Below are 21,348 nucleotides of genomic sequence, written 5' to 3'. Positions count from 1 at the left end.
CGCGCGCAGCGCGTTCCCTGGAGGTGCACGTCATGAGAGTCCGTCCACCGGGTTCGAGAGCCCTGGGGAGGTGGGGCAAGGGGCTGCTGGCGATGGCGCTGGCCTGGGCCGTCGTCGGGGTCTCGGTGATCCTCCCGCTGGGGGCGGGCACGGTGTCCGTGGCATCGGCAGCCTCGCCGAAGACCGTCGAGGGGCCGCGGCTCTGGAAGCCGAAGGGCGAGGGCGGGGAGTACGGCGATCGGGGCAAGGTCACCGTCTCGGACACCACCGACCTCTCCAACCAGGTCGTCCACGTCTCCTGGGAGGGCTTCACCCCGACCGTCGACCCGGCCGGCAGGCCGCTGCGCTCGGTCAAGCTGAACAGCAACACCGGCCAGGACCTCTACGCGGTCCGGGTCTACCAGTGCCGGGGCACGGACCCGACGATCTTCGACTGCTACGGCAGCAGCCTCTTCGGCGCCGCCGACCCGGGCAAGGGCTTCTTCCAGGAGCGGCCCGCGGCCGGCACCCAGAACCCGGAGTTCCCGTTCAACGGCAGCGTCCGGGTGACCGGACCGGACGGCCGGGGCGAGGCCGACATCGAGGTCTGGACCTCGCAGGAGAGCCAGAAGCTCGGCTGCGACGCCGCGCACCCGTGCTCGATCGTGGTCGAGGCGAACTACGGCGGCGACTCGCTCGGGGCGAACAGCGGTGAGGCGCGGGCCGACTGCGCCGACCACTCGCTGGACAACCCGGCGATCAACGGCTTCTACGCCAACGCCTCCGAGTCGGTCTACAGCACGAGCGCCGCGGCGAACGAGAACTGGTTCCCCGGCGAGGCCTGCTCCTGGGCGAACCGGGCGGTGGTCCCGCTGACCTTCGCCCCCACCGCCGGCGAGTGCGAGAGCGCGGCCATCGACCTGGAGATGGCCGGTCTGGCGATGGCCAACCGGGCGGTCCAGCAGTGGCGTTCCGGGCTCTGCAAGGGCGAGGCGCCGCTCGGGATCTCCTACATCCCCTCGACCGGCGAGCCGCAGGCGCGCGCCGCCTTCCGCTCCCGCAAGGGGCCGGACCTGGCGCTGACCGCCCTGCCGGAGAACGAACCGGCGACCCGTCCGCACGTCTACGCGCCGCTCGCCAACGGCGCGATCTCCGTCGTGTACGTGGTCGACGACCCGGTGAGCACCAAGCAGTTCAGGCACATGAACCTGACGCCGCTCCTGATCGCGAAGATGCTGACGCAGTCGTACACGCTGGCCATCGGCGCCACCATCGAGTCGGTGGCCGGGAACCCGGACTGCATCTTCGAGGACAAGGAGTTCCTGGCGGCCAACCCGATCCCGGCCGGCAGCGGCGAGACCTGGCCGACGTGCGGTTCCAGCCCGTGGGTCCCCAACTCGGCCCCGATCGTGCTCTCCGGCACCACGGACCTGATCCAGCAGCTCACCACCTGGATCGCCGCCGACCCGGAGGCCGCGCGCTTCCTCCAGGGCTCGCCCGACGCGTGGGGCACCCGGCTGAACACCTTCTACCAGCGGCCGGCCTACAGCGGCTACCCGGTGGACGCGATCCGGGTGCAGGACTACTCCGGCCCCGGCAACGTGAAGCAGTTCGAGATGAACCCGGTGAACGGGTTGGCCCAGGTGGCCCGCAACGTCCTGCTGAACAAGCCCACCTGCCAGCTCTGGCAGCTGGACCCGGACGGCCGGCACCCCGCGTGCCCGTCGGTCGACCCCGGCCTGCGCGGGCTGTTCGCGATCATGGACAGCGGACAGGCCAAGGCGTACGAGCTGCCCGAGGCCGCGCTGCGCAACCCGGCGGGGCAGTTCGTCACCCCGAGCCTGGCCGGCCTCCAGGCCGCCGTCGACGTGATGGCCACCGACCCGGCCACCGGCACCCAGCGGCTGCCCTACGGCGCGGGCGGTGACTTCGCCCGCGCGGCCGGGGCGTACCCGCTGACCACGGTGCAGTACGCGATGACCCCCACCGAGGGCCTCTCGGCGACCAAGTCCAAGGTCGCCTCGGAGTTCCTGCGGCGGGTCACCGACCGGGGCGAGGGACAGCGGTACGGCACCACCGCCGGCCTGCTGGCCCGGGGCTTCCTCGCGCTGACGGACGCTCAGCTGGCCCAGGCGCAGGCCGCGGTGAAGCACGTCGCCGCCCAGGACGGCACCTACCCCGGCAACCAGACCGGCCCGGCGCCCACGCCCGGCCCGGGGCCCGGCGGCAACCCGGGCGGCGGCGACTCCGGCGGCACGGGTGGCACCGGTGGCACGGGCTCGACCGGCGGTACGGGTGGCACGGGCTCGACCGGCTCGGGCATCGGCGGAACCGGCGGTACGGGCGGCGGTGGCACGGACGGTTCCGGTTCACCGGTGTCCCCGGTCTCCGACGGCTCGGCCGGCACCGGCGGTACGAGCGGTACGGGCGGTACGGGCTCGACCGGCTCGGTCTCCGGCGCCTCCGGCTCGCTCTCCGGAGGCACCTCCGGCACCGGCGGCACGGGCACCGGCGGCACCGCGGGCACCACGGCCGGCACCGGCGGCGCCGCGGCGGGGGCCAAGCCCGCGGGGGCGGCGCCCGGCGCCACGCCCGCCCCGTCCGGCGCGGCCAAGGGCCCGCTCGCGGCGGCCCCGGTCGCCGCCGGCACCCCGGCCGCCGACCGGTCGGGCTCGGCCCGGCTGCTGCTGCCGATCGCGCTGATCGCCGGCATCGCCCTGCTCCTGGGCGGCCCGGCGGCGCTGCTCCTGGCGGGTACGCCCGCCGGCGCGCGGATCGCCGCGGGGGCGTCCGCCCTCCGTGCGCGGTTGCGTTCGGTCCGGCGGTCCTGAGGGCCGATCCGTGACGACTCGGCGGGGCCGCCGTTCAGGCCCCGCCGAGTCCCTTCCCCCGTTCCCCGCACCAGTTCCGTTCCGAGCGCGCCGGAGAGCAGACCATGACAGCCGCCGCCGGGCCCGCGACACCGTTCGCCGCGGCCCCCCACCAGCCGGACCCCGACGTACCCCGCACCATCACGGCCCCCTCCACGCCAGGCGACCGGGTCTTCCGCGGCCTGCTGAGGGCGGCCGGCCTCTCGGTCTTCGCGATCATGGGCCTGATCGCCTTCTTCCTGATCCTGCGCGGCGCGGACGCGCTGCGGGAGGTCGGCTTCTCGTTCTTCACCGAGAAGAAGTGGCAGACCCAGGCGCACAACTTCGGCATCGCCTCGGTGCTGCCGAACGGCCTGCTGATCGCCGTGATCGCCCTGGTCATCGCCGTTCCGGTGGCGCTGGCGACGGCGATCTTCATCTCGGAGTACGCGCCGGCCCGGATGCGGGCGACCCTGGTCTCGCTGGTCGACCTGATGGCCGCGATCCCCAGCATCGTCTACGGCCTCTGGGGCTTCTTCTTCCTCCAGCCGAGGATCATCGGCTTCGCCCGCTGGCTGACCAACCACCTCGGTGACGCGATCCCCTTCCTCAAGGTGCGCACCGGTGACATCGGCACCTCGTACACCTCGTCGACCTTCATCGCCGGCGTGGTCGTCTCGCTGATGATCATCCCGATCGTCACCTCGCTCTGCCGCGAGGTGTTCTCCCAGGCGCCGCAGGGCGAGCGCGAGGGCGCCTACGCGCTGGGCTCGACCCGCTGGGGCATGGTCCGCACGGTGGTGCTGCCGTTCGGCAAGGGCGGGGTGATCGGCGCGGTGATGCTCGGCTTCGGCCGCGCGATGGGCGAGACCATCGCCGTCGCGCTGATCATCTCGCCGAACTTCGAGGTCGTCACCCACATCCTGGAGAACGGCGCCAACTCGATCTCGGCGCTGATCGCGCTGCGCTTCGGCGAGTCCGACCCGCTGGCGCTCTCCGCGCTGATGGCGGCCGGTCTGGTGCTCTTCATGCTCACCCTGCTGGTCAACCTGGCGGCCGGGTTCGTGATCAACCGGTCCCGCTCCGGCGCGGCCACGGCGGACTGACCATGACCCTCACCCTCCGCCCCCGCCCGCTGCCGCCCCGTCGTGAAGGGACGACCCGATGACCACGCTCGACCTGCCGGCCGACGCCGCGCCCGCCGCGGCACCCGCCGCTCCGGAGGATGCCCGGCCCCCGCTGCCCGAGCGGAAGCTCAAGCTCGGAGGCGTCACCCGCGAGGACGTGCTGACGGTGTTCGGCGCGCTGTCCGGCTCGCTCGCGCTGGACTGGCTGCTCTACGAGCGGGTGCTGCCCTTCAGCGGCGCGTTCGGCTTCCTGCTCTGCTGGTACCTGTCCTTCCTCGGCGGCTACTTCCTGCTCGGCCGGCTCCAGTGGGGCGCGCTGCTGGTGCGCGAGCGCCTGGTGTCCGTGGTGGCCTGGAGCTCGGGCGCGCTGGTGGTGGCGCTGATCGCCGAGCAGATCGGCTACGTGGCGCTGCGCGGCATGGACGCCGCCCGGCACTCCAACTTCTTCACCGAGTCGATGGAGACCACCGCGGCGCTCTCGCCGATCACCTCCGGCGGCGCGATCCACGCGGTGGTCGGCTCGCTCGAACAGCTGGGCCTGGCCACGCTGTTCGCGGTCCCGCTGGGCATCGCGGCGGCGGTCTTCATGTCCGAGGTCGGCGGCCGGATGGCCCGGCCGGTGCGGACCCTGGTGGAGGCGATGACCGCGCTGCCGTCCATCGTGGCCGGCCTGTTCGTGCTGGGCGTCGTGATCATCACCTTCGGTTTCGAGAAGAGCGGGTTCGCGGCCTCGCTGGCGCTCACCGTGATGATGATGCCGATCGTCACCCGGGCCGCCGAGGTGGTCATCCGGCTGGTGCCCGGCACCCTGCGGGAGGCGTCCTACGCGCTCGGCGGCAGCCAGTGGCGCACGGTGTGGAACGTCGTCCTGCCGACCGCCCGTCCGGGCCTGGTCACCGCGGTGGTGCTCGGCATGGCGCGCGGCGTCGGCGAGACCTCGCCGGTGCTGCTGACCGCCGGGTTCACCACGCAGTTCAACGGCAACCCGTTCAGTGACCGCCAGGTCTCGCTGCCGCTGTTCATCTGGAACTACGTCAAGCAGCCCTACCCCGACATGGTCGCGCGGGCCTTCGCGGCCGCGCTGACCCTGATGGTCGTGGTGCTGATCCTCTTCGTCACCGCCCGGGTGATCGGTGGCCGCCGCCCCGGCGACCTCAGCCGGCGCCAGCGGCGGCGCGAGCAGGTCCGACGGGCCATCACGGCGGGGAGCAACCGCTGATGTCACCACTGACCGCACCAACCACCCTCCGTACCAGAGGAGTTCCCATGTCGTGGGAGGCCGCAAGCCGCCCCGTGGCACGCACCTTCGCCATGTTGCTGACCCTGTCCCTCGCCGCGGCCTCGCTGCTGCTGGGCCAGAGCACCCCGGCGTTCGCGGCCACCTCGCTGAACGCCGACGGGTCGAGCTGGGCCGGCCCGGCCATCGACCAGTGGCGCAATGACGTCAACCCGCAGGGCATCAAGATCAACTTCAGTGCGACGGGTTCGGCCGCCGGCCGCAACCAGTGGTCCATCGGACAGAACGACTTCACCGCCTCCGACGTGCCGTTCCGCACCAAGGAGGACACCGGCCTCGGCAGCGGCGGCCACCAGGGCGGCGCGGGCAACATCGAGAACCCCGTGTACGGGTACTCCTACGTCCCGATCACCGCCGGCGGCACCGCGTTCATGTACAACCTCACCATCGGCAACAAGCAGGTGAGGGACCTGCGGCTGTCGCCGGACACCATCGTCGGCATCTTCACCAACAAGATCACCAACTGGAACGACCCGAAGATCACCGCCGACTACGGCAAGGCCCTCCCGTCGATCCCGATCACCCCGGTCATCCGTTCGGACGGCTCGGGCGCCACCGCGCAGTTCACCCGGTGGATGCAGCACACCCACCAGGCCGAGTGGGAGGCGTACTGCCGCAGCGTCAACGGCGTCGGCTGCGGCGACTACACCGAGTTCTTCCCCAAGGCGGGCCGGATGGCCGCGCAGAACGGCTCGGACGTCGTCGCCAACTACATCATGGGCGCCTCCGGCGCCGGCACCATCGGCTACGACGAGTACGCCTTCGCCAAGGGCAGCAACTGGCCGGTCGTCAAGGTGCTCAACCCGGCCGGCTACTACTCGCTCCCCACCGCGTCCAACGTCGCCGTGGCGCTGACCGCCGCCCGGATCCGCGGCGTCGACGACAACACCTCGCCGGACGACCCGAACTACCTCCAGCAGAACCTCGACGGCGTCTACACCATGAACGACCCGAGGTCCTACCCGATCTCCAGCTACAGCTACCTGATCGTGCCGCGCAAGGGCGCGGCGCTGCCGGTCCCGCCGCGCTTCAACGACGAGAAGGGCAGCGCGCTCAGCCGCTTCATCTCGTACGTGCTCTGCGCCGGCCAGGGCAAGGCCGACGACCTCGGGTACTCGCCGATCCCGCGCAACCTGGTCCGCGGCGGCATGCTGCAGACCCAGCACATCCCCGGCAACGCCAGCCCGGTCGACCCCAACTCGCTGGCGAACTGCGACAATCCGACCTTCAACGCCGCCGGTGAGCTGACCGTCCTCACCAACGCCCCGCAGCCCAACCCCTGCGACGCCAAGGGCACCCCGCTCGACTGCGTCAACGGCGGCGGCTCGGGCGGCTCGGGCTCCGGCGCCTCCGGCGGCGGCGGCTCGGCCGCCACCGGGGGCAGCGGCTCCGGCGGCACCGGCGGCACCGGCGGTGCGGGTTCCGGCGGCGCCGGCGCGGGCGCCGCCGCGTCGACCGGCGGCAACGGCGCGGCCGGCGGCAAGGCGGCCAACGCCACCACCGGAGGCAAGGCCACCGGCACCACCGGAGCGGCCAACGGCTCCAACGCCGCCACCGGCGGCGCGGGTTCGGCCTCCGGCGGTTCCGGCGGGGCGGGTACCGGCGGGACCGGCGGCGCGGCTGACGGCGGAGCCGCCGGAGCCGCGGCGGCCGACCCGGCCGCCGACCCCGCGGCCGTCGACCCGGCCGCCGCCGACGGCGCCGCGGCCGGTGAGGAGCAGGCCGCCGAGCAGGTCGTCGACCCCCAGACCGGCCAGGTGGTCGCCCGTGCCCGCACCGGCGGCGGCTCCACCGAGGTGGCGGCCAATGTGGTGGAGGTCGGCGGACGCCCCGAGGACTGGACGCTGACCGTCCTGACGGCGCTCGAACTGCTCGCCGTCGTGATCGTCCCGCCGCTGCTCGGCCGCCGCCTGCTGCGCCGCCGCACCAACACCGGCGGCCGGTCGTGACCGCCCCGGCGCTGGAGAAGCCGGCCTCCGCCGCCCGGCCCGCTTCCGCGTCCGCGCCGGCCGGCCAGGCCGGTCCGGCGGCGGCCCCCGCCGCCGGGAAGGAGCCCAAGCCGGGCGGCGGATCCGACGGCGGCACCGGCCGGACCGCCGGACGCACCCGCTTCCTCCAGGGCGCCTGGGCGGTGAGCCTGCTGGCCGCGCTCACCCTGGGCTTCGTCGGCTACCTGTTCACCCTCTCGCACCTCCAGCAGCAGCACTTCCAGTCGACGTCCTACAAGACCTTCCGGGACCAACTGGGCAAGGCGACCGCGCCGACCGGCAAGGCCGCGGACGGCGCCCCCGTCGCACTGCTGGACATCCCGGCGATCGGGCTGCACCAGGTGGTCGTGGTCGAGGGCACCACCGGCCGGGACCTCATGAAGGGCCCCGGCCACCGCCGCGACACCGCGCTGCCCGGCCAGACCGGCGTCGCGGTGCTGTTCGGCCGCGGCACGACCTTCGGCGCGCCGTTCGGCGACCTGGCCAAGCTCCGGGTGGGCGACAAGATCGAGGCCACCACCGGACAGGGCAGGTTCACCTACACCGTCAACGTGTACGGCGACGGCGACCACCCGATCGTGGACCCGGCCCGCAACCGGCTGGTGCTGGTCACCGGGGACTCCGACCTCGCCCCGCGCTCGACCGTGCTGGTCGGCGCCCGGCTGGACGGCGACCCGCAGCCCAACCCCGGCGGCCGCCCCGCCGGTACGCCGTACGACAAGGCGCTGGCCGCCGACAAGAGCGCCCTGGGCGCACTGCAGCTGTGGTCGCTGGCCCTGCTCGGAGCGGTGACCGCCGTCGTCGTGCTGGCCCGGTACTGGCGCCGCTCGGCCGCCTACCTCAGCCTCGCGCCGGTGATCGGCGCGCTGCTCTGGGCGGTCTACGAGAACGCCGCCGCCCTGCTGCCCAACCTCTACTGAAGCGCGCCCGGAGGACCGTACCGATGACGGATGCACCGATGACCGACCTGTCGCACGACCAGGCCCCGGGGGCCGACGAGACCACGATGACCCTGCCCGCCGTCCCCCCGGCCGGCGGCCACGGGCAGGACGGCCGGCACCTGCTGTACCCGCAGGACGCGCACTACGACGGCTACGACCAGGAGCCCGTCCTGGCCGGGCTGGAGACCCGCGACGTCTCCGCCTGGTTCGGCTCCCGCAAGGTGCTGGAGCGGGTCTCGCTCGCCATGCCGGCCGGCGAGGTGACCGCGCTGATCGGCCCGTCCGGCTGCGGCAAGTCCACCTACCTGCGGATCCTCAACCGGATGCACGAGATGATCCGCGGGGCCGCGCTCTCCGGCGAGGTGCTGCTGGACGGCGACGACGTCTACCGGCCCGGCCGGCGCCCCGCCGAGGTGCGGCGCCGGATCGGCATGGTGTTCCAGCGGCCCAACCCGTTCCCGGCGATGTCCATCAAGGACAACGTCTCCAGCGGGCTCAAGCTCGCCGGGATCAAGGTGTCCAGGGACGAGCGCGAGCACCTGGTGGAGACCAGCCTGCGCCGCGCCGGCCTCTGGGAGGAGGTCGCCACCCGGCTCGACACGCCGGGCGGCTCGCTCTCCGGCGGCCAGCAGCAGCGCCTGTGCATCGCGCGCTCGCTGGCCGTCGAGCCGGACATCCTGCTGATGGACGAGCCCTGTTCGGCGCTGGACCCGACCTCGACCCGCCGGGTCGAGGAGACCATCGCCGAACTGCGCGGCCGGCTCACCATCGTGATCGTCACCCACAACATGCAGCAGGCGCAGCGCGTCTCGCAGTCCTGCGCGTTCTTCCTGGCGACGCACGACACGCCCGGCCGGATCGTCGAGGCCGGGCCGACCGAGCAGGTGTTCAACTCCCCGCACGACCAGCGGACCTCGGACTACGTCAACGGCCGCTTCGGCTGATCCGGCCCGGACCCGTCCTACTCGCCGCGGTGCCGGAGGATCTCCTCCAGCACCGCGGCGACGCCGTCCTGCTCATTGCTCACGGTGTGCAGCGGCACCGCCGCCAGCACCTGCGGATGGGCGTTCGCGACGGCGTACGCGGTGCCGGCCCAGGCCAGCATCTCCAGGTCGTTCGGCATGTCGCCGAAGGCCACCACCTCGCTCCGGTCGATCCCCCGCCCGGCGCACCAGCGGGCCAGCGTGCTGGCCTTGGTGACGCCGGGCGCGCTGATCTCCAGCAGCGGTATCGGCGCCGAGCGGGTGATCTCGGCGAGCCCCGCGGCGGCCTCCCTGGCCTGGGTGAGCAGCTTGTCCGGCTCCAGGTCCGGGTGCTTGGCGAGCAGCTTGAACAGCCCGCGCACCGGGCCGCCCGGGCCGAGCAGCTCCTCCGCCGGCCCGACCGGGTGGTTCTCGTCCTGCCCCCACATCCGCACCTCGTACCCGGGCTCGCGGGCGAACCCGGCCGGGTACTCGAAGGCGAACGCGGTGCCCGGCAGCCTGGCCCGCAGCCGCCCCACCACCGCGAGCGCGTCCTCCGCCGCCAGCGGGAACGACTCCAGCAGCGCGCCGCGCCGCACGTCCACCACGGCGCCGCCGTTCGAGCAGATCGCCACCCCGTGGCCCCCGATGTGCGCGCTCACCTGCTGCATCCAGCGCGGCGGCCGGCCGGTCACGAACACCACCTGGATCCCGGCCGCCTCGGCGGCGGCCAGGGCGGCGGCGGTGCGCTCGCTGACGGTGCCGCCGGAGCAGAGCAGGGTGCCGTCCAGGTCGGTGGCGATCAGCCGGGTCGGGGGAGCGGTGCGCGGTGTGGTCACCGCTCCATCTTCGCCCACCGCCGAACCACGCCCGCACGCCCCGCCCCGGGGCCCCGCCGCGATCACCGCGACGCGTTTCGGCCCCCGCTGCGCCACTTCCGGCCGATCCGCCCGCTTCCGGGGTGTCCCGCCCCCGCCGACCGGGCAGAACCCCCTCGGCCACCCCGTCGGCAGGAAGAGCCATGCGAACTCGCCAGGTCCCAGACGAGATCGAGATCGAGCCCGCGCCCCTCCCCGAGGAGGAGGCCCCACCGGCCTCCCGCGAACCCGTGCTGATCGGCGACATCCTCTTCGAGACCCTCGCCGACCTCGCCCGCCGCACCACCCCTGCCCACCCCCTCCACCTCCCCGCCCAGCGCCCGCACCCCTGACCACCCCCCTCCCCGGCGAGTCGCCCGCCACTGCGGCCCCCCGTGCCCGCATAGGGTCGGGCCATGCGACTGAGCACGGTGATCCTTCCCATCCACCGGTGGGGCGAGGGGCAGAAGATCTGGCGGCGGGCCGAGGACCTCGGCTTCCACGCCGTGTACACCTACGACCACCTCTCCTGGCGGAGCTTCCGTGACGGGCCGTGGTTCGGCGCCGTTCCGACGCTGACGGCGGCGGCCGCGGCGACCGAGCGGATCCGGCTGGGGACGCTGGTGACCTCGGTCAAGCCTCGTTCACCCATCGCACGCTGACTTGCGAGGATATGCCGTAGAGCAGGTATTGAACGTGCCGCGTGGGTCAGATCGGCTCGACTGCGATGCGGCGGTGACACAAGCGGCGTAGATCATCGACGTCGCTGGTCACCACAGTCACATCGCCGTGCTCCGCATGCGCGGTGGCCGCGAGCATCGCGTCGATAGCGTACTTATGACCGTGAAGCCCCTCGGCTACCAGCAACTTGCTGGCCCCGCGTGCGATCTCCTCCGTGACCGGCCGCACCTTGGCGAGGGAGACCGCGTGGTCGAACGCTGCCTGCGGCACCTTGGGGTCACGCGCTTCCACCAGGGTGGCCGCGCTCGTCACGACCAGAAGATCCAGCGCGCGGGCGACGTCCAACCACACAGTCATGTCGCGATGCCGCCGGGACAGCTTCGAGAGAGCCTCGCTGTCGAGAACAAGCGTGCCGCTCACGCGGCGTTCGCCGGGGCGGAGTCTCCGCGGTGAGCGGCATGGTGCGCGCGGATGCGTTCAGCCTTGGCTGCGACCTCGGCCGGGTCGACCGGGCCGTGATCATCTTCGGCGGCCTTGATGTATTCGTCGATGGCTTCGCGCTGGAGTTGTCGCTGCACGGCCTCCTCGATGTAGGAGGAGACGCCTTGCTTGCCGGCTCGGGCGCGAATCGCTTCCAGCGTCTCGGCCCGCAGGGAGACGCTGGTGACTCGGGTCTTGCCAGGACGCGGTGTATCCATGGAACGACTGTAGTACATGATGTGTGAGGCTGCTGGTGGTCAGCCTGGAAGGGCTTGTTCAGGCCACCGCAGGACTGATGCGCAGAGGTCGGAGCACGGTGATCCTTTCCCATCCACCGGTGCGGGCGAGGGGCAGAAGATCTGGCGGCGGGCCGAGGACCGTGCGAGCAGCTCGGTCAGGGGGCCGGCCAGCCGCCCGGTGGCGTTGGCCTGTAGGAGCCAGAGGTTTCCGTGCTGTCGCTCTGTGACCAGTTCTGCCTCGACCACCCGTTCCGCCTCGCGCCTTGCGGTGGCCGTCGAGACGCCGAAACGTACGGCGATGTCGGCGAGCGAGGTCTCTTCCTGCGGATGCGGATACAGTCAGGTCGGCATCTCTCCCCGGAACGGCGTGCGCAGGAGCGACAGCAGTGCCGGTGGAGGGGATTGCGCAAGTTGAAGAGTGGCTTGCGTCTTATGCAAGTAAGGCCCTGAGAGTCGCCGTGTCGTCCCTAGGAGTGACCGGAGGTGTACGGCGCCTGCGGTGTTCTGCTGGACTTCGACCGTCGAACGCCTGCGGCGAGCTCGCTGAGTCGCTCGCCGATCACGGAGACGCCCGGGCGGGGCTCCTGCGCGTAGTACCCGGGTTTGCGTCGGCGCAGCAGGGCTTCTCCGTGCTCGGTCCAGGTGAAGCCGGGCTTCCGCAGCAGCTTCCGGAATACCGCGTCGACGGTCTCCGGGTGGGCGGCGGCGAGGCGGCGGATCGGCAGCGGGGCGATCGACTCCTCGCGCAGGTACGTGCGCAGCAGGTCCTGAAACGGCCTGCGGCCGGCGAGGGCCGGGTCGGCGAAGAGGTCGCGCAGCATCCCGTAGTCGGCGTAGAAGTTGAGCCCGTCGACCTCGTCGTAGATGACGCCGATGGTGTCCGAGTCCGCGAGGGCCGGCGGCAGTTCGAAGGCCGGGAATGCCAGGCCGGGGAGCCGCCTGCCCCGGACCCGCTCGGGGTGCTCGGCGACGGCGGCCTCCTGCCGGTGCCGGTAGTAGGCGTTGAGCCGCGCCTCGGCTTCGAGTGGGGGAAGGACCACTTCGTCGGCGCCGTAGTACGCGATGAACGCGGCCCGGTCCGCCCGCATCGACTGCCATCCCTGTTCGATCTTCTTGGGGTTGCGGAAGACCAGTTCGGGGTGGCTGGTGGCCAACTGGAGTGCGGCCTGGGCGATCTCGGTGGCGCTGGACTTCGGGTAGGACGACATCGCCCCGGAGACCAGCCACGCCCCGTCGGCCGGGTGGACGGGTACCAGGCAGGTGAGGAGAAATCCGCCCTTGGAAACTCCGCGGAAGGCCGCCCGCCCGACGTTCGAGTACGTGCGGTACTCGAGGTCGTCGACCAGGTTCAGCAGGACGACAGCGTCCCCGTCCTTGCGCTGGATCTCGAAGATGCCCTCCATCGGGTCACGCCAGCCGAGCAGCATCTCCTGGTCGGTTTCGGTCAGGTCCCGCTGCCCGGCGACGAACCGGTCCACCACGGTCGAACCGTCCGGCAGACGGAACCGCAGGATGAAGTGGTCGATGATCCGGATCGCCTCGGCCTGCTCCAACTGCCGCTCAGGACCTGCTGCTTCCAGCAGGAGGGGAGTCAACCACCGGTCGAAGCGCGCGCTCTGCCCGAAGGTGACGAGTTTGTCCTTCAGCTCGGCACTGCGCTCGATCAGGCGCTGCAACGACACCTTGTCCTCGCTCCGTGTGGCGACAACCATGTGGGCCCTCTCGCTAGTGAAGATTCCGGCGCTCACTGTGCCCAGTGGCGATACGCCTCGACCCACTCCGCTCCGTCCGGAGCCGGTTTCGGTAACGGAAGGTCCAGCAGTCCAATCGTCTGCCGGTACTCACCGCGGGTGCACAGGGCGACGATCCTGCCGTCCGGCGAGAGGTCAACGCTGCGCACGGTCACCTCGACGCCCAGCACCACAGTGCTGAACGGCACCACCAGGTTCTCCTCGACGGCGGCGAACAGACCTGACACCTGCTCGTGCTCGTCATACGTGTCGACCGTCGCCTCATCGACCAACGCGGCCAGTTCCCGCCTGCTCAACGTGCCCACGGCGCCACGCTAGCCGACTCACCCGCGGTGTCGCGCGGGCGGTCCGAAACCGCCGTCGTTTGCGCGCGTATCGTCACCGTATGCGCTTGAGTACCGTGATCCTTCCCATCCACCGGTGGGGCGAGGGTCAGAAGATCTGGCGGCGGGCCGAGGACCTGGGCTTCCACGCCGTGTACACCTATGACCACCTCTCCTGGCGGAGCTTCCGTGACGGGCCGTGGTTCGGCGCCGTTCCGACGCTGACGGCGGCGGCCGCGGCGACCGAGCGGATCCGGCTGGGGACGCTGGTGACCTCGCCGAACTTCCGGCATCCGGTGACGCTGGCCAAGGACCTGCTCACCATCGACGACGTGTCCGGCGGGCGGCTGACCGTGGGGATCGGGGCCGGCGGGACCGGGTTCGACGCGACGGTGACCGGGCAGGAGGCGTGGTCGCCGAAGGAGCGGGCGGACCGGTTCGGCGAGTTCCTGCCGCTGCTGGACGAGCTGCTGCGCAACGACGCGACGACCAGCGAGGGCCGGTACTACTCCGCCGTCGAGGCGCGGAACGTCCCGGGCTGCGTGCAGAGCCCGCGGGCGCCCTTCTACGTCGCCGCCGCCGGGCCGCGCGGGATGCGGCTGGCGGCCGAGTACGGGCAGGGCTGGGTGACGTACGGCGATCCGAAGGCGCCGGCGGACGTGCCGGTCGAGCAGGCGCCCGCGGTCGTCGCGGCGCAGATCGAGAAGCTGACGGCGGCCTGTGCGGAGCGCGGCCGGGACGTCGCGACGCTGGAGAAGATGCTGCTCCAGGGCTCGACGGCGGAGCGTCCGCTGGAGTCGCTGGACGCGTTCGTCGACTGGGCCGGCACCTACCGGGAGCTCGGCATCACCGAACTCGTGGTGCACTGGCCGGTCCCCGACTCGATCTTCGCCAACGACCTGGCGGTCTTCGAGCGCATCGCCACCGAGGCCCTCGCCCAGCTGGGCTGACCGCCACCCGGGGGCGGCGGCGCGTCACGGCCGCCGCCCCCGGGGACGGGCGCATCCCCTAGGGGAAGGGCGGGCCGCCGTCATACCGGAGCAGCAGGCGGGGTCGTCATCGCAGCTCATGACCGGGTGCGCGGGCGGGCACTACGTTGAAGCGCGTGTCCACTGTCATCAAGACGGACGGCCTCACCAAGAGGTTCCCCCGGGTGACCGCCCTCGATCAGCTGACCGTTGAGGTCGAGCCCGGGGTGGTCGGTCTGGTGGGGGCGAACGGGGCGGGCAAGTCCACACTCATCAAGATCCTGCTGGGCCTGGCCCCGGCGACCTCCGGAACCGGGCGGGTGCTCGGGCTGGACATCGCCACCCAGGGGTCGGAGATCCGCGAGCGGGTCGGCTACATGCCGGAGCACGACTGCCTGCCGCCCGACGTCTCGGCCACCGAGTTCGTGGTGCACATGGCGCGGATGGCCGGGCTGCCGGCCGCCGCGGCGCGTGAGCGGACCGCGGACACGCTGCGGCACGTCGGACTGTACGAGGAGCGCTACCGCCCGATGGGCGGCTACTCGACCGGCATGAAGCAGCGGGTGAAGCTGGCGCAGGCGCTGGTGCACGACCCCAAGCTGGTGCTGCTGGACGAGCCCACCAACGGGCTGGACCCGGTCGGCCGGGACGACATGCTGGCGCTGATCCGCCGGGTGTACACGGACTTCGGCATCTCGGTGCTGGTCACCACCCACCTGCTGGGCGAGCTGGAGCGCACCTGCGACCACCTGGTGGTGATCGACGGCGGCAGGCTGCTGCGCTCCTCGTCCACCGCCTCCTTCACCGGTACGACGGCCACCCTGGCGGTCGAGGTGACGGACCACCCCGAGGACCACGCCCTGGACGCGAGCGCCGCGGTGCGCGAGCGGCTGGCGGCGAAGGGGCTCTCGGTGGAGGCGGAGGGCGTGCGGATCCTGCTGGTCCGGCTGGCGGGCGACGACACCTACGACACCATCCGGGACACCGTCGCGGACCTCGGGCTCGGGCTGGTCCGGCTGGAGGAGCGGCGGCACCGGGTGGCGGAACTGTTCACGCGGAGCGCGGAGAAGAACGAGGGGGTTACCGAAGATGTCGCTGCCTCCTGAGGCCCGGTCGGCCGACACCGGCGTCATCCACGACATCGGCTACCGCGGCTACGCCGGCCCCCGGCTCGGCCGGGCCTACGCCGCCCGCTCGCTGTTCACCCAGAGCCTGCGCGCCGCGTACGGCCTCGGGCGGTCCGGCAAGTCCAAGGTGCTGCCGATGATCGTGCTGGGCGTGGCCACCGTGCCGGCCCTGATCATCGTGGCGGTCGCGGTGATGACGTCGTCCGACGAACTGCCGGTCGACTACGCGCAGTACCTGAGCGCGATCGGGATGGTGGTCTCGATCTTCCTCGCCTCGCAGGCGCCGGTGCTGTTCTCCCGGGACCTGCGCCACCACACCGTGCCGCTGTACTTCTCCCGCCCGATCACCCGCGCCGACTACGTGCGGGCCAAGTTCGGGGCGATGGCCTGCGCGCAGCTGCTGCTGATGACCGCGCCGCTGGTGGTGCTGTACGCCGGCTCGCTGCTGATCAAGCTGGACTTCGGCGACCAGACCGAGCACTTCTTCTACGGCCTGGTGGCCGCGGTGCTCTACGCGCTGGTGCCGACCTCGGTCGCGGTGGTGATCGCCGCCGCCACCCCGCGGCGCGGCTTCGGAGTGGCCGCGATCATGGGCTACCTCGCGGTCAGCGCCACGGTGTTCGGGGTCGTGTACGGGATGAGCCTGGACTCCGCCGGCTTCGGCGAGGGGCTCCCGGAGTCCGCGCAGTGGGCGGCGCTGATGTCGCCCGTCGCGCTGGTGGAGAGCCTGACCAACGAGCTCTTCGACCTCGGGAGCGGCGTCGAGCGGATCCACGCGCCGGGCGGGCTCGGCCTGCTGGTGTTCACCGTCGTCGCCGCCGCGATGGTGGCCGGCTCCTACCGGCTGCTGCTGCGCCGCTACCGGAACGTTTGAGAGGGCGTCATGGCCACCATCACCATCGACAAGGTCTCCCGCTGGTTCGGGAACGTGGTCGCCGTCAACGACGTCAGTATGGCGATCGGCCCCGGCATCACCGGCCTGCTGGGGCCCAACGGGGCCGGGAAGTCGACCCTGATCCACATGATGAGCGGCTTCCTGGCGCCGTCCAGCGGGGCGGTGACCCTGGACGGCGCGCCGATCTGGCGCAACCAGCAGGTGTACCGGCAGATCGGCCTGGTCCCCGAGCGGGAGTCGATGTACGACTACCTGACCGGCTGGGAGTTCGTCCTCGCCAACGCCGAACTGCACGGACTGGCGCACCCGGGCGCCGCCGCCCGCAAGGCGCTCGCCCTGGTCGAGATGGAGTACGCCCAGGAGCGGCGGACCGGCACCTACTCCAAGGGCATGAAGCAGCGGGTCAAGATGGCCTCGGCGCTGGTCCACGACCCGGCCGTGCTGCTGCTGGACGAGCCGTTCAACGGCATGGACCCGCGCCAGCGGCTCCAGCTGATGGACCTGCTGCGACGGTTCGGCGAGGACGGCCGCACGGTGCTGTTCTCCTCGCACATCCTGGAGGAGGTCGAGCAGCTGGCCCGGCACATCGAGGTCGTGGTGGCCGGACGGCACGCCGCCTCCGGTGACTTCCGGAAGATCCGCCGGCTGATGACCGACCGCCCGCACCGCTACCTGGTGCGCTCCAGCGACGACCGGCGGCTCGCGGCGGCGCTGATCGCCGACCCGTCGACCTCCGGCATCGAGCTGGACCGGCAGGAGAACGCGCTGCGCGTCCAGGCGGTGAACTTCCAGGGGTTCACCACGCTGCTGCCGAAGGTCGCCCAGCGGGCCGGCATCCGGCTGTACACCGTGGCACCGGCGGACGAGTCGCTGGAGAGCGTGTTCTCCTACCTCGTCTCCGCCTAGCGCGGGCACCACCCGCCGACCGGAACCCACCACCACCAGGACCCCAGGAAGGCCGACCCACCATGAACCCGACCGTCGCCAGGCTGACGCTGCGCGGCCTGTTCGGCCGCCGCCGCGGCCTGCTGCTGCTGGTGGTCCCCGCCCTGCTGCTGACCGTCTCGGCGATCGCCGCGGGGTCCAGTGGCGACAAGCACGAACTCGTCGTGAACGTCCTCGGCAAGCTCGGCCTCGGCACCCTGCTGCCGATCCTCGGCCTGGTCGTCGGCACCGGTGCCATCGCCACCGAGATCGACGACGGCTCGATCGTCTACCTGCTGGCCAAGCCGCTGCCGCGGTGGAAGATCATCACCACCAAGCTGGCGGTCGCGATCGGCACCACCTGGGTCTTCGCGGCGGTGCCGATGCTGATCGCCGGGCTGGTGCTGTACGGGACCAAGGAGGGCCTGGCGCTCGGCTACACGGTCGCCGCGCTGGTCTCCGGGGCCGCGTACAGCGCGCTGTTCCTGCTGCTCGGCGTGGTGACCCGGCACGCGGTGGTGGCCGGGCTGGCGTACGCGCTGGTGTGGGAGTCGCTGTTCGGCAACTTCATCGAGGGCGCCCGGACGCTCAGCGTCCAGCAGTGGGGCCTGGCGGTGGCCGAGTCGGTGGCCGCCGAGGGCTCGGTCACCTCGGCGGTCTCGCTCGGGGCTGCCGTGCCGCTGCTGCTGGTGGTCGCGGTGGCGGCGACCGTGCTGGCCTCGGTGCGGCTGGCCGGGCTCACCCTGGCCTCGGACGAGTCGTAGGGCCCGGTCGTAGGGCCCGGTCATAGGACCCGCCCGGGCCCGGCCCGGTCACAGGACCCGCCCGGGCACGAGCGGACGGCGTCAGAGCGTCCGGTTGCGCCCGGCGCCCCAGCCCGCGGCGGCGACCACGGCGGCCAGCACCAGCATCAGCGCCAGCGGAGTGGTCCAGCCGCCGGTCAGCTGGTGCAGGGCGCCGGCGCCGACCGGTCCGGCCGCCGCGACCAGATAGCCGATCGCCTGCGACATGCCGCCCAGCTGGGCGGCGCCGGCGACGCTGTCGGTGCGCAGCACGATGAAGGCGAGGCCGAGGCCCAGCGAGCCGCCCTGGGCGACCCCGAGGATGGTGGCCGACACCCAGGCGCCGGGCACCGGGGCGATCAGCAGGACGGCGATGCCGAGGCCGTTGAGCGCGGCCATCGAGACGGCGAGCGCCCGCTGGCTGGTCATCCGGCCGGCGAACAGCGGCACCAGGAAGGCGCCGGTCACCTGCACCAGGTTGGAGAAGGCGAAGACCAGGCCGGCCTCGCCGCGGTCCATGCCGTGGTCGGCCAGGATGGTCGGCATCCAGGCGACCAGGGTGTAGACCAGCAGCGACGAGACGCCCATGAACAGGCTGATCTGCCAGGCCAGCGGCGAGCGCCAGATGCCCTCGATCGGGCGGGAGGAGGCCGCCGGGGCGGCCGGTCCCGCGGTGCCCGCGGCAGCGCCGGCGGCCCGCGCCCGCAGCACCTGCGGCAGCCAGGCCACCGTCGCGACCAGCGCCAGCACCGACCAGGAGCCGAGCGAGGCCTGCCAGCCGCCGCCGAGCGCGTGCTCCAGCGGCACCGAGAGACCGGCCGCCATCGTCGCGCCGACCAGCATGGTGGTCGAGTAGACGCCGGTCATCGCCGCGGCCCGGCCGGGGAACTCACGCTTGACCAGGCCCGGCATCGAGACGTTCAGCACGGCGATCGCGACGCCGATCACCACGCACCCGGCGTACAGCGCCGCCACCGACGGCAGCACCCGCAGCAGGACGCCCGCGCCGAGCACCAGCACCGCGCCCAGCACCACCCGCTCGGTGCCGAACCGCCGGGTCAGCCGCGGGGTGAGCGGGGCGCCGACGCCCTGGAAGAGCACCGGCACGGTGGTGATCATCCCGCTCGCGGTGGCGGAGAGCCCGAAGGTCTGCTGGATCTCGGCCACCATCGGCGACACCGCCGCCAGGCAGGCGCGCATGTTCAGGGCGACCAGCACGATGCCGGTCAGCAGCAGCGCGGGATGGGCCAGCCGGCTGCGGACGGGGAGTGCGACGGAGCCTGCGGTGGTGGCAACCGGCTGCTGGGTACGGGTGACGGCCATGGGTGGTGCTGCCTTCGTGGAGTTCGGGGCGTGCGGGGGCACGCCCAAGGAGCGGGGAACGGGGGCCTCGGCCCGTTCACTTCCGGGCGGCGATGGCGGCGAGGAGCTGCTCGACGGCGGCGGTCGGCTCGGCGAGCAGCGTGCGACACGCCTGCTCGGCCAGCTCCGGGTCGCCGCTCTCGATCGCGTCGACGAGCGCCTGGTGGGTCGCCATGACCACTTCGGGCATCTCGTGGTCGCCGAACGCCGCCCGCATCGACTCGCGCACCGAGGCGCCGAAGTAGCGGTACACCTCGGTCAGCGCCGGGTTGTGCGCGGCCTCGACGACGGCGGTGTGGAACTCCAGGTCGTGCTCGACGGTCGCCTCGCGGCCGGCCCGCTCGGGGTGCGCCGCGAACACCTCGGCCTCGCGGGCCAGCGCGGCCCGCATCCGCCGGACGTCCTCGGGGGTGTGCCGCAGCGCCGCCAGCCGGGCGGCCTCGGTCTCCAGCGCGGCGCGGACCTCCAGGACGTCCCGCACGCCGGAGCGCTGCACGCCGCGCAGGACGGCGGCCGGGTCGCTGGTGGAGCGCACGAAGGTGCCCTCGCCCTGCCGGGAGACCAGCATGCCCGCGTGCACCAGCACCCGGATCGCCTCGCGCACGGTGTTGCGTCCGATGCCGAGGCGCTCGGCGAGCTCGTGCTCGGTCGGGATGCGCGAGCCGACCGGCCAGACGCCGGCGCTCAGCTGCTCCCGCAGCTGGTCGATCGCGGTGTCGACCAGGGAGCGCCGCCCGGCGGTCTGCAGCGTGTCGTTGCCGCTGTTCGCGCTGCTCATGACGGGCTCTCCTCCCCGGGGTACGGGCCGCTGCGGGCCGGCACGGGCCCGGGCGCACGGCCCCGTAGGGCCTCGGTCATCGGTCATCCTACAACTGCTTGTCCGGTCATCCTACAACCGGGCTTGAGATGGGACGGGAACCGTCCGGGGCGGCCTGGCGTTCCTCCGGACGACCGGCGATCCGGTAGGACGGAGCCCGGTCCACACCCATTTGATGCGAGGAGAGCGTCCGCATGGTGTTCAAGAAGCTGCTCGGTGCCCTGGGCGTCGGCGGTCCCGGTGTCGACACCGTCCTGAGCACGCCGGTCGTGCAGCCCGGCGGGACGATGGCCGGCACGGTCGAGCTGACCGGCGGGACGGTGGAGGCGGACATCCGGGGGATCACGCTGACCCTGGTCGCCCGGGTGGAGATCGAGCACGAGGACGGTGAGAGCACCGGCCTGTACCCGTTCGCGCGCTTCTCGGTGACCGCGCCGCTGAAGCTGGCGCCGGGCGAGAACCGCTCGATCCCGTTCGCCGTCCAGGTGCCGTGGGAGACGCCGGTCACCAGCGTCGCCGGGCAGCGCCTGCACGGCATGCAGCTCGGGGTGCGCACCGAGGTCGACATCGCGGGCGCGCTGGACAAGGGCGACTCCGACCCGCTGGAGGTCGAGCCGCTGCCGGTGCAGCGCCGGATCCTGGACACCCTGCTGCAGCTGGGCTTCCGGTTCCGCTCGGCGGACCTGGAGGCCGGGCACATCCGCGGCACCGGGCAGACGCTGCCGTTCTACCAGGAGATCGAGTACTCCTCGGCGCCGCAGTACGCGCACGCCTGCAACTCGCTGGAGATCAGCTTCGTGACCACCGAGGGCAAGGTCGAGGTGGTCCTGGAGGCCGACCGGCGCGGCGGGCTGTTCGGCGGCGGCGGGGACGTGATCCGCACCCACGTGGTCGGCCACGGCCAGGCGGACGAGGACCTCACGGGCCTGGTCGACGGCTGGATCCGCGCCGCGCTCTGAGCCCGCGCACGGAGCCACGCGCTCCGCGCCCGCCCGGCCG

Annotated in this window: 20 protein-coding genes and 1 pseudogene; 14 read left to right on the top strand and 7 right to left on the bottom strand. The window is 72.6% G+C overall.

Going from position 1 to position 21,348, the window contains the following annotated elements:
* The first annotated feature begins 32 nt into the window (after window positions 1-32).
* The 6 genes from ACFZBX_RS05265 (at window position 33) to ACFZBX_RS05240 (ending at window position 9,125) form a co-directional block, all read left to right on the top strand.
* Window positions 33-2,810 (top strand): hypothetical protein, encoded by a 2,778-nt coding sequence (locus ACFZBX_RS05265; RefSeq protein ID WP_391531613.1) that lies wholly within the window; start codon window positions 33-35, stop codon window positions 2,808-2,810.
* A 104-nt stretch (window positions 2,811-2,914) separates the two neighbouring features.
* On the top strand, window positions 2,915-3,934 hold the full coding sequence (pstC, locus tag ACFZBX_RS05260; protein ID WP_391531612.1) for a phosphate ABC transporter permease subunit PstC: 1,020 nt from the start codon (window positions 2,915-2,917) through the stop codon (window positions 3,932-3,934).
* Window positions 3,935-3,992: 58 nt separating this feature from the next.
* The gene (gene pstA, locus ACFZBX_RS05255; protein ID WP_391531611.1) at window positions 3,993-5,174 is read left to right on the top strand and encodes a phosphate ABC transporter permease PstA; all 1,182 of its coding nucleotides are present in this window, start codon (window positions 3,993-3,995) and stop codon (window positions 5,172-5,174) included.
* Window positions 5,175-5,266: 92 nt separating this feature from the next.
* Window positions 5,267-7,201, top strand: a complete 1,935-nt coding sequence (locus tag ACFZBX_RS05250) for a substrate-binding domain-containing protein (RefSeq protein WP_391531610.1) — start codon at window positions 5,267-5,269, stop codon at window positions 7,199-7,201.
* The gene (locus ACFZBX_RS05245) at window positions 7,198-8,160 is read left to right on the top strand and encodes a class E sortase (RefSeq protein ID WP_391531609.1); all 963 of its coding nucleotides are present in this window, start codon (window positions 7,198-7,200) and stop codon (window positions 8,158-8,160) included. Before ACFZBX_RS05250 ends, ACFZBX_RS05245 begins: the two co-directional genes overlap by 4 nt.
* A 23-nt stretch (window positions 8,161-8,183) precedes the next feature.
* A complete protein-coding gene (locus tag ACFZBX_RS05240; protein WP_391531608.1) occupies window positions 8,184-9,125 on the top strand; it encodes a phosphate ABC transporter ATP-binding protein in 942 nt (313 codons plus the stop codon).
* A gap of 17 nt (window positions 9,126-9,142) precedes the next feature.
* On the opposite strand, the gene ACFZBX_RS05235 is transcribed toward ACFZBX_RS05240, so the two are convergent.
* Window positions 9,143-9,982 carry an HAD family hydrolase gene (locus tag ACFZBX_RS05235; protein ID WP_391531607.1) on the bottom strand — a complete coding sequence of 280 codons (840 nt, stop codon included), beginning with the start codon at window positions 9,980-9,982 and terminating at the stop codon, window positions 9,143-9,145.
* Between the two features lie 182 nt (window positions 9,983-10,164).
* Here ACFZBX_RS05235 and ACFZBX_RS05230 point away from each other — a divergent pair, with 182 nt between their 5' ends.
* On the top strand, window positions 10,165-10,353 hold the full coding sequence (locus tag ACFZBX_RS05230; RefSeq protein ID WP_380752390.1) for a hypothetical protein: 189 nt from the start codon (window positions 10,165-10,167) through the stop codon (window positions 10,351-10,353).
* Window positions 10,354-10,416: 63 nt separating this feature from the next.
* Window positions 10,417-10,653: pseudogene (locus tag ACFZBX_RS05225) on the top strand (LLM class flavin-dependent oxidoreductase); the annotation flags it as partial.
* A 55-nt stretch (window positions 10,654-10,708) separates the two neighbouring features.
* On the opposite strand, the gene ACFZBX_RS05220 reads toward ACFZBX_RS05225, so the two are convergent.
* From ACFZBX_RS05220 to ACFZBX_RS05205, 4 genes are all read right to left on the bottom strand, one after another.
* Window positions 10,709-11,101, bottom strand: coding sequence for a type II toxin-antitoxin system VapC family toxin (locus ACFZBX_RS05220; protein ID WP_391531606.1), 393 nt, complete (start codon window positions 11,099-11,101; stop codon window positions 10,709-10,711).
* Entirely contained in the window at window positions 11,098-11,379 is a 282-nt protein-coding gene (locus ACFZBX_RS05215; protein ID WP_391531605.1) for a hypothetical protein, read from the bottom strand. Before ACFZBX_RS05215 ends, ACFZBX_RS05220 begins: the two co-directional genes overlap by 4 nt.
* Window positions 11,380-11,867: 488 nt before the next feature.
* Window positions 11,868-13,112, bottom strand: coding sequence for a hypothetical protein (locus ACFZBX_RS05210; RefSeq protein ID WP_391531604.1), 1,245 nt, complete (start codon window positions 13,110-13,112; stop codon window positions 11,868-11,870).
* Window positions 13,113-13,144: 32 nt separating this feature from the next.
* On the bottom strand, window positions 13,145-13,456 hold the full coding sequence (locus ACFZBX_RS05205) for a hypothetical protein (protein WP_391531603.1): 312 nt from the start codon (window positions 13,454-13,456) through the stop codon (window positions 13,145-13,147).
* 80 nt (window positions 13,457-13,536) lie between these two features.
* Between ACFZBX_RS05205 and ACFZBX_RS05200 the strand changes: the two genes are divergently transcribed.
* The 5 genes from ACFZBX_RS05200 to ACFZBX_RS05180 all read left to right on the top strand — a co-directional run bounded on the left by ACFZBX_RS05200 (window position 13,537) and on the right by ACFZBX_RS05180 (window position 18,152).
* Window positions 13,537-14,424, top strand: a complete 888-nt coding sequence (locus ACFZBX_RS05200) for an LLM class flavin-dependent oxidoreductase (protein ID WP_391531602.1) — start codon at window positions 13,537-13,539, stop codon at window positions 14,422-14,424.
* Between the two features lie 155 nt (window positions 14,425-14,579).
* Entirely contained in the window at window positions 14,580-15,548 is a 969-nt protein-coding gene (locus ACFZBX_RS05195; protein WP_391531601.1) for an ABC transporter ATP-binding protein, read from the top strand.
* Window positions 15,532-16,443 (top strand): ABC transporter permease, encoded by a 912-nt coding sequence (locus tag ACFZBX_RS05190; protein WP_391531600.1) that lies wholly within the window; start codon window positions 15,532-15,534, stop codon window positions 16,441-16,443. Before ACFZBX_RS05195 ends, ACFZBX_RS05190 begins: the two co-directional genes overlap by 17 nt.
* Window positions 16,444-16,452: 9 nt before the next feature.
* Window positions 16,453-17,370, top strand: a complete 918-nt coding sequence (locus ACFZBX_RS05185; RefSeq protein ID WP_391531599.1) for an ABC transporter ATP-binding protein — start codon at window positions 16,453-16,455, stop codon at window positions 17,368-17,370.
* Between the two features lie 62 nt (window positions 17,371-17,432).
* Window positions 17,433-18,152, top strand: coding sequence for an ABC transporter permease (locus tag ACFZBX_RS05180; RefSeq protein WP_391531598.1), 720 nt, complete (start codon window positions 17,433-17,435; stop codon window positions 18,150-18,152).
* An 81-nt stretch (window positions 18,153-18,233) separates the two neighbouring features.
* Here ACFZBX_RS05180 and ACFZBX_RS05175 read toward each other — a convergent pair whose 3' ends face one another.
* Entirely contained in the window at window positions 18,234-19,493 is a 1,260-nt protein-coding gene (locus tag ACFZBX_RS05175; protein ID WP_391531597.1) for a CynX/NimT family MFS transporter, read from the bottom strand.
* Between the two features lie 76 nt (window positions 19,494-19,569).
* On the bottom strand, window positions 19,570-20,310 hold the full coding sequence (locus ACFZBX_RS05170; protein WP_391531596.1) for a FadR/GntR family transcriptional regulator: 741 nt from the start codon (window positions 20,308-20,310) through the stop codon (window positions 19,570-19,572).
* Window positions 20,311-20,543: 233 nt separating this feature from the next.
* Here ACFZBX_RS05170 and ACFZBX_RS05165 point away from each other — a divergent pair, with 233 nt between their 5' ends.
* The gene (locus ACFZBX_RS05165) at window positions 20,544-21,308 is read left to right on the top strand and encodes a sporulation protein (RefSeq protein ID WP_391531595.1); all 765 of its coding nucleotides are present in this window, start codon (window positions 20,544-20,546) and stop codon (window positions 21,306-21,308) included.
* The last annotated feature ends 40 nt before the right edge of the window (window positions 21,309-21,348 follow it).

The sequence above is a fragment of the Kitasatospora sp. NPDC008115 genome (assembly GCF_042957205.1).
Classification (GTDB): Bacteria; Actinomycetota; Actinomycetes; order Streptomycetales; family Streptomycetaceae; genus Kitasatospora.
This window is presented reverse-complemented; position numbering and strand designations above follow the sequence as displayed.

Bases quoted from the DNA above. Each gene is read 5' to 3' on its own strand.
- ACFZBX_RS05265 (WP_391531613.1), top strand. From the start codon at position 33: ATGAGAGTCCGTCCACCGGGTTCGAGAGCCCTGGGGAGGTGGGGCAAG.
- pstC (WP_391531612.1), top strand. From the start codon at position 2,915: ATGACAGCCGCCGCCGGGCCCGCGACACCGTTCGCCGCGGCCCCCCAC.
- pstA (WP_391531611.1), top strand. From the start codon at position 3,993: ATGACCACGCTCGACCTGCCGGCCGACGCCGCGCCCGCCGCGGCACCC.
- ACFZBX_RS05250 (WP_391531610.1), top strand. From the start codon at position 5,267: ATGTTGCTGACCCTGTCCCTCGCCGCGGCCTCGCTGCTGCTGGGCCAG.
- ACFZBX_RS05240 (WP_391531608.1), top strand. From the start codon at position 8,184: ATGACGGATGCACCGATGACCGACCTGTCGCACGACCAGGCCCCGGGG.
- ACFZBX_RS05230 (WP_380752390.1), top strand. From the start codon at position 10,165: ATGCGAACTCGCCAGGTCCCAGACGAGATCGAGATCGAGCCCGCGCCC.
- ACFZBX_RS05215 (WP_391531605.1), bottom strand. From the start codon at position 11,379: ATGGATACACCGCGTCCTGGCAAGACCCGAGTCACCAGCGTCTCCCTG.
- ACFZBX_RS05210 (WP_391531604.1), bottom strand. From the start codon at position 13,112: ATGGTTGTCGCCACACGGAGCGAGGACAAGGTGTCGTTGCAGCGCCTG.
- ACFZBX_RS05200 (WP_391531602.1), top strand. From the start codon at position 13,537: ATGCGCTTGAGTACCGTGATCCTTCCCATCCACCGGTGGGGCGAGGGT.
- ACFZBX_RS05190 (WP_391531600.1), top strand. From the start codon at position 15,532: ATGTCGCTGCCTCCTGAGGCCCGGTCGGCCGACACCGGCGTCATCCAC.
- ACFZBX_RS05185 (WP_391531599.1), top strand. From the start codon at position 16,453: ATGGCCACCATCACCATCGACAAGGTCTCCCGCTGGTTCGGGAACGTG.
- ACFZBX_RS05180 (WP_391531598.1), top strand. From the start codon at position 17,433: ATGAACCCGACCGTCGCCAGGCTGACGCTGCGCGGCCTGTTCGGCCGC.
- ACFZBX_RS05175 (WP_391531597.1), bottom strand. From the start codon at position 19,493: ATGGCCGTCACCCGTACCCAGCAGCCGGTTGCCACCACCGCAGGCTCC.
- ACFZBX_RS05170 (WP_391531596.1), bottom strand. From the start codon at position 20,310: ATGAGCAGCGCGAACAGCGGCAACGACACGCTGCAGACCGCCGGGCGG.
- ACFZBX_RS05165 (WP_391531595.1), top strand. From the start codon at position 20,544: ATGGTGTTCAAGAAGCTGCTCGGTGCCCTGGGCGTCGGCGGTCCCGGT.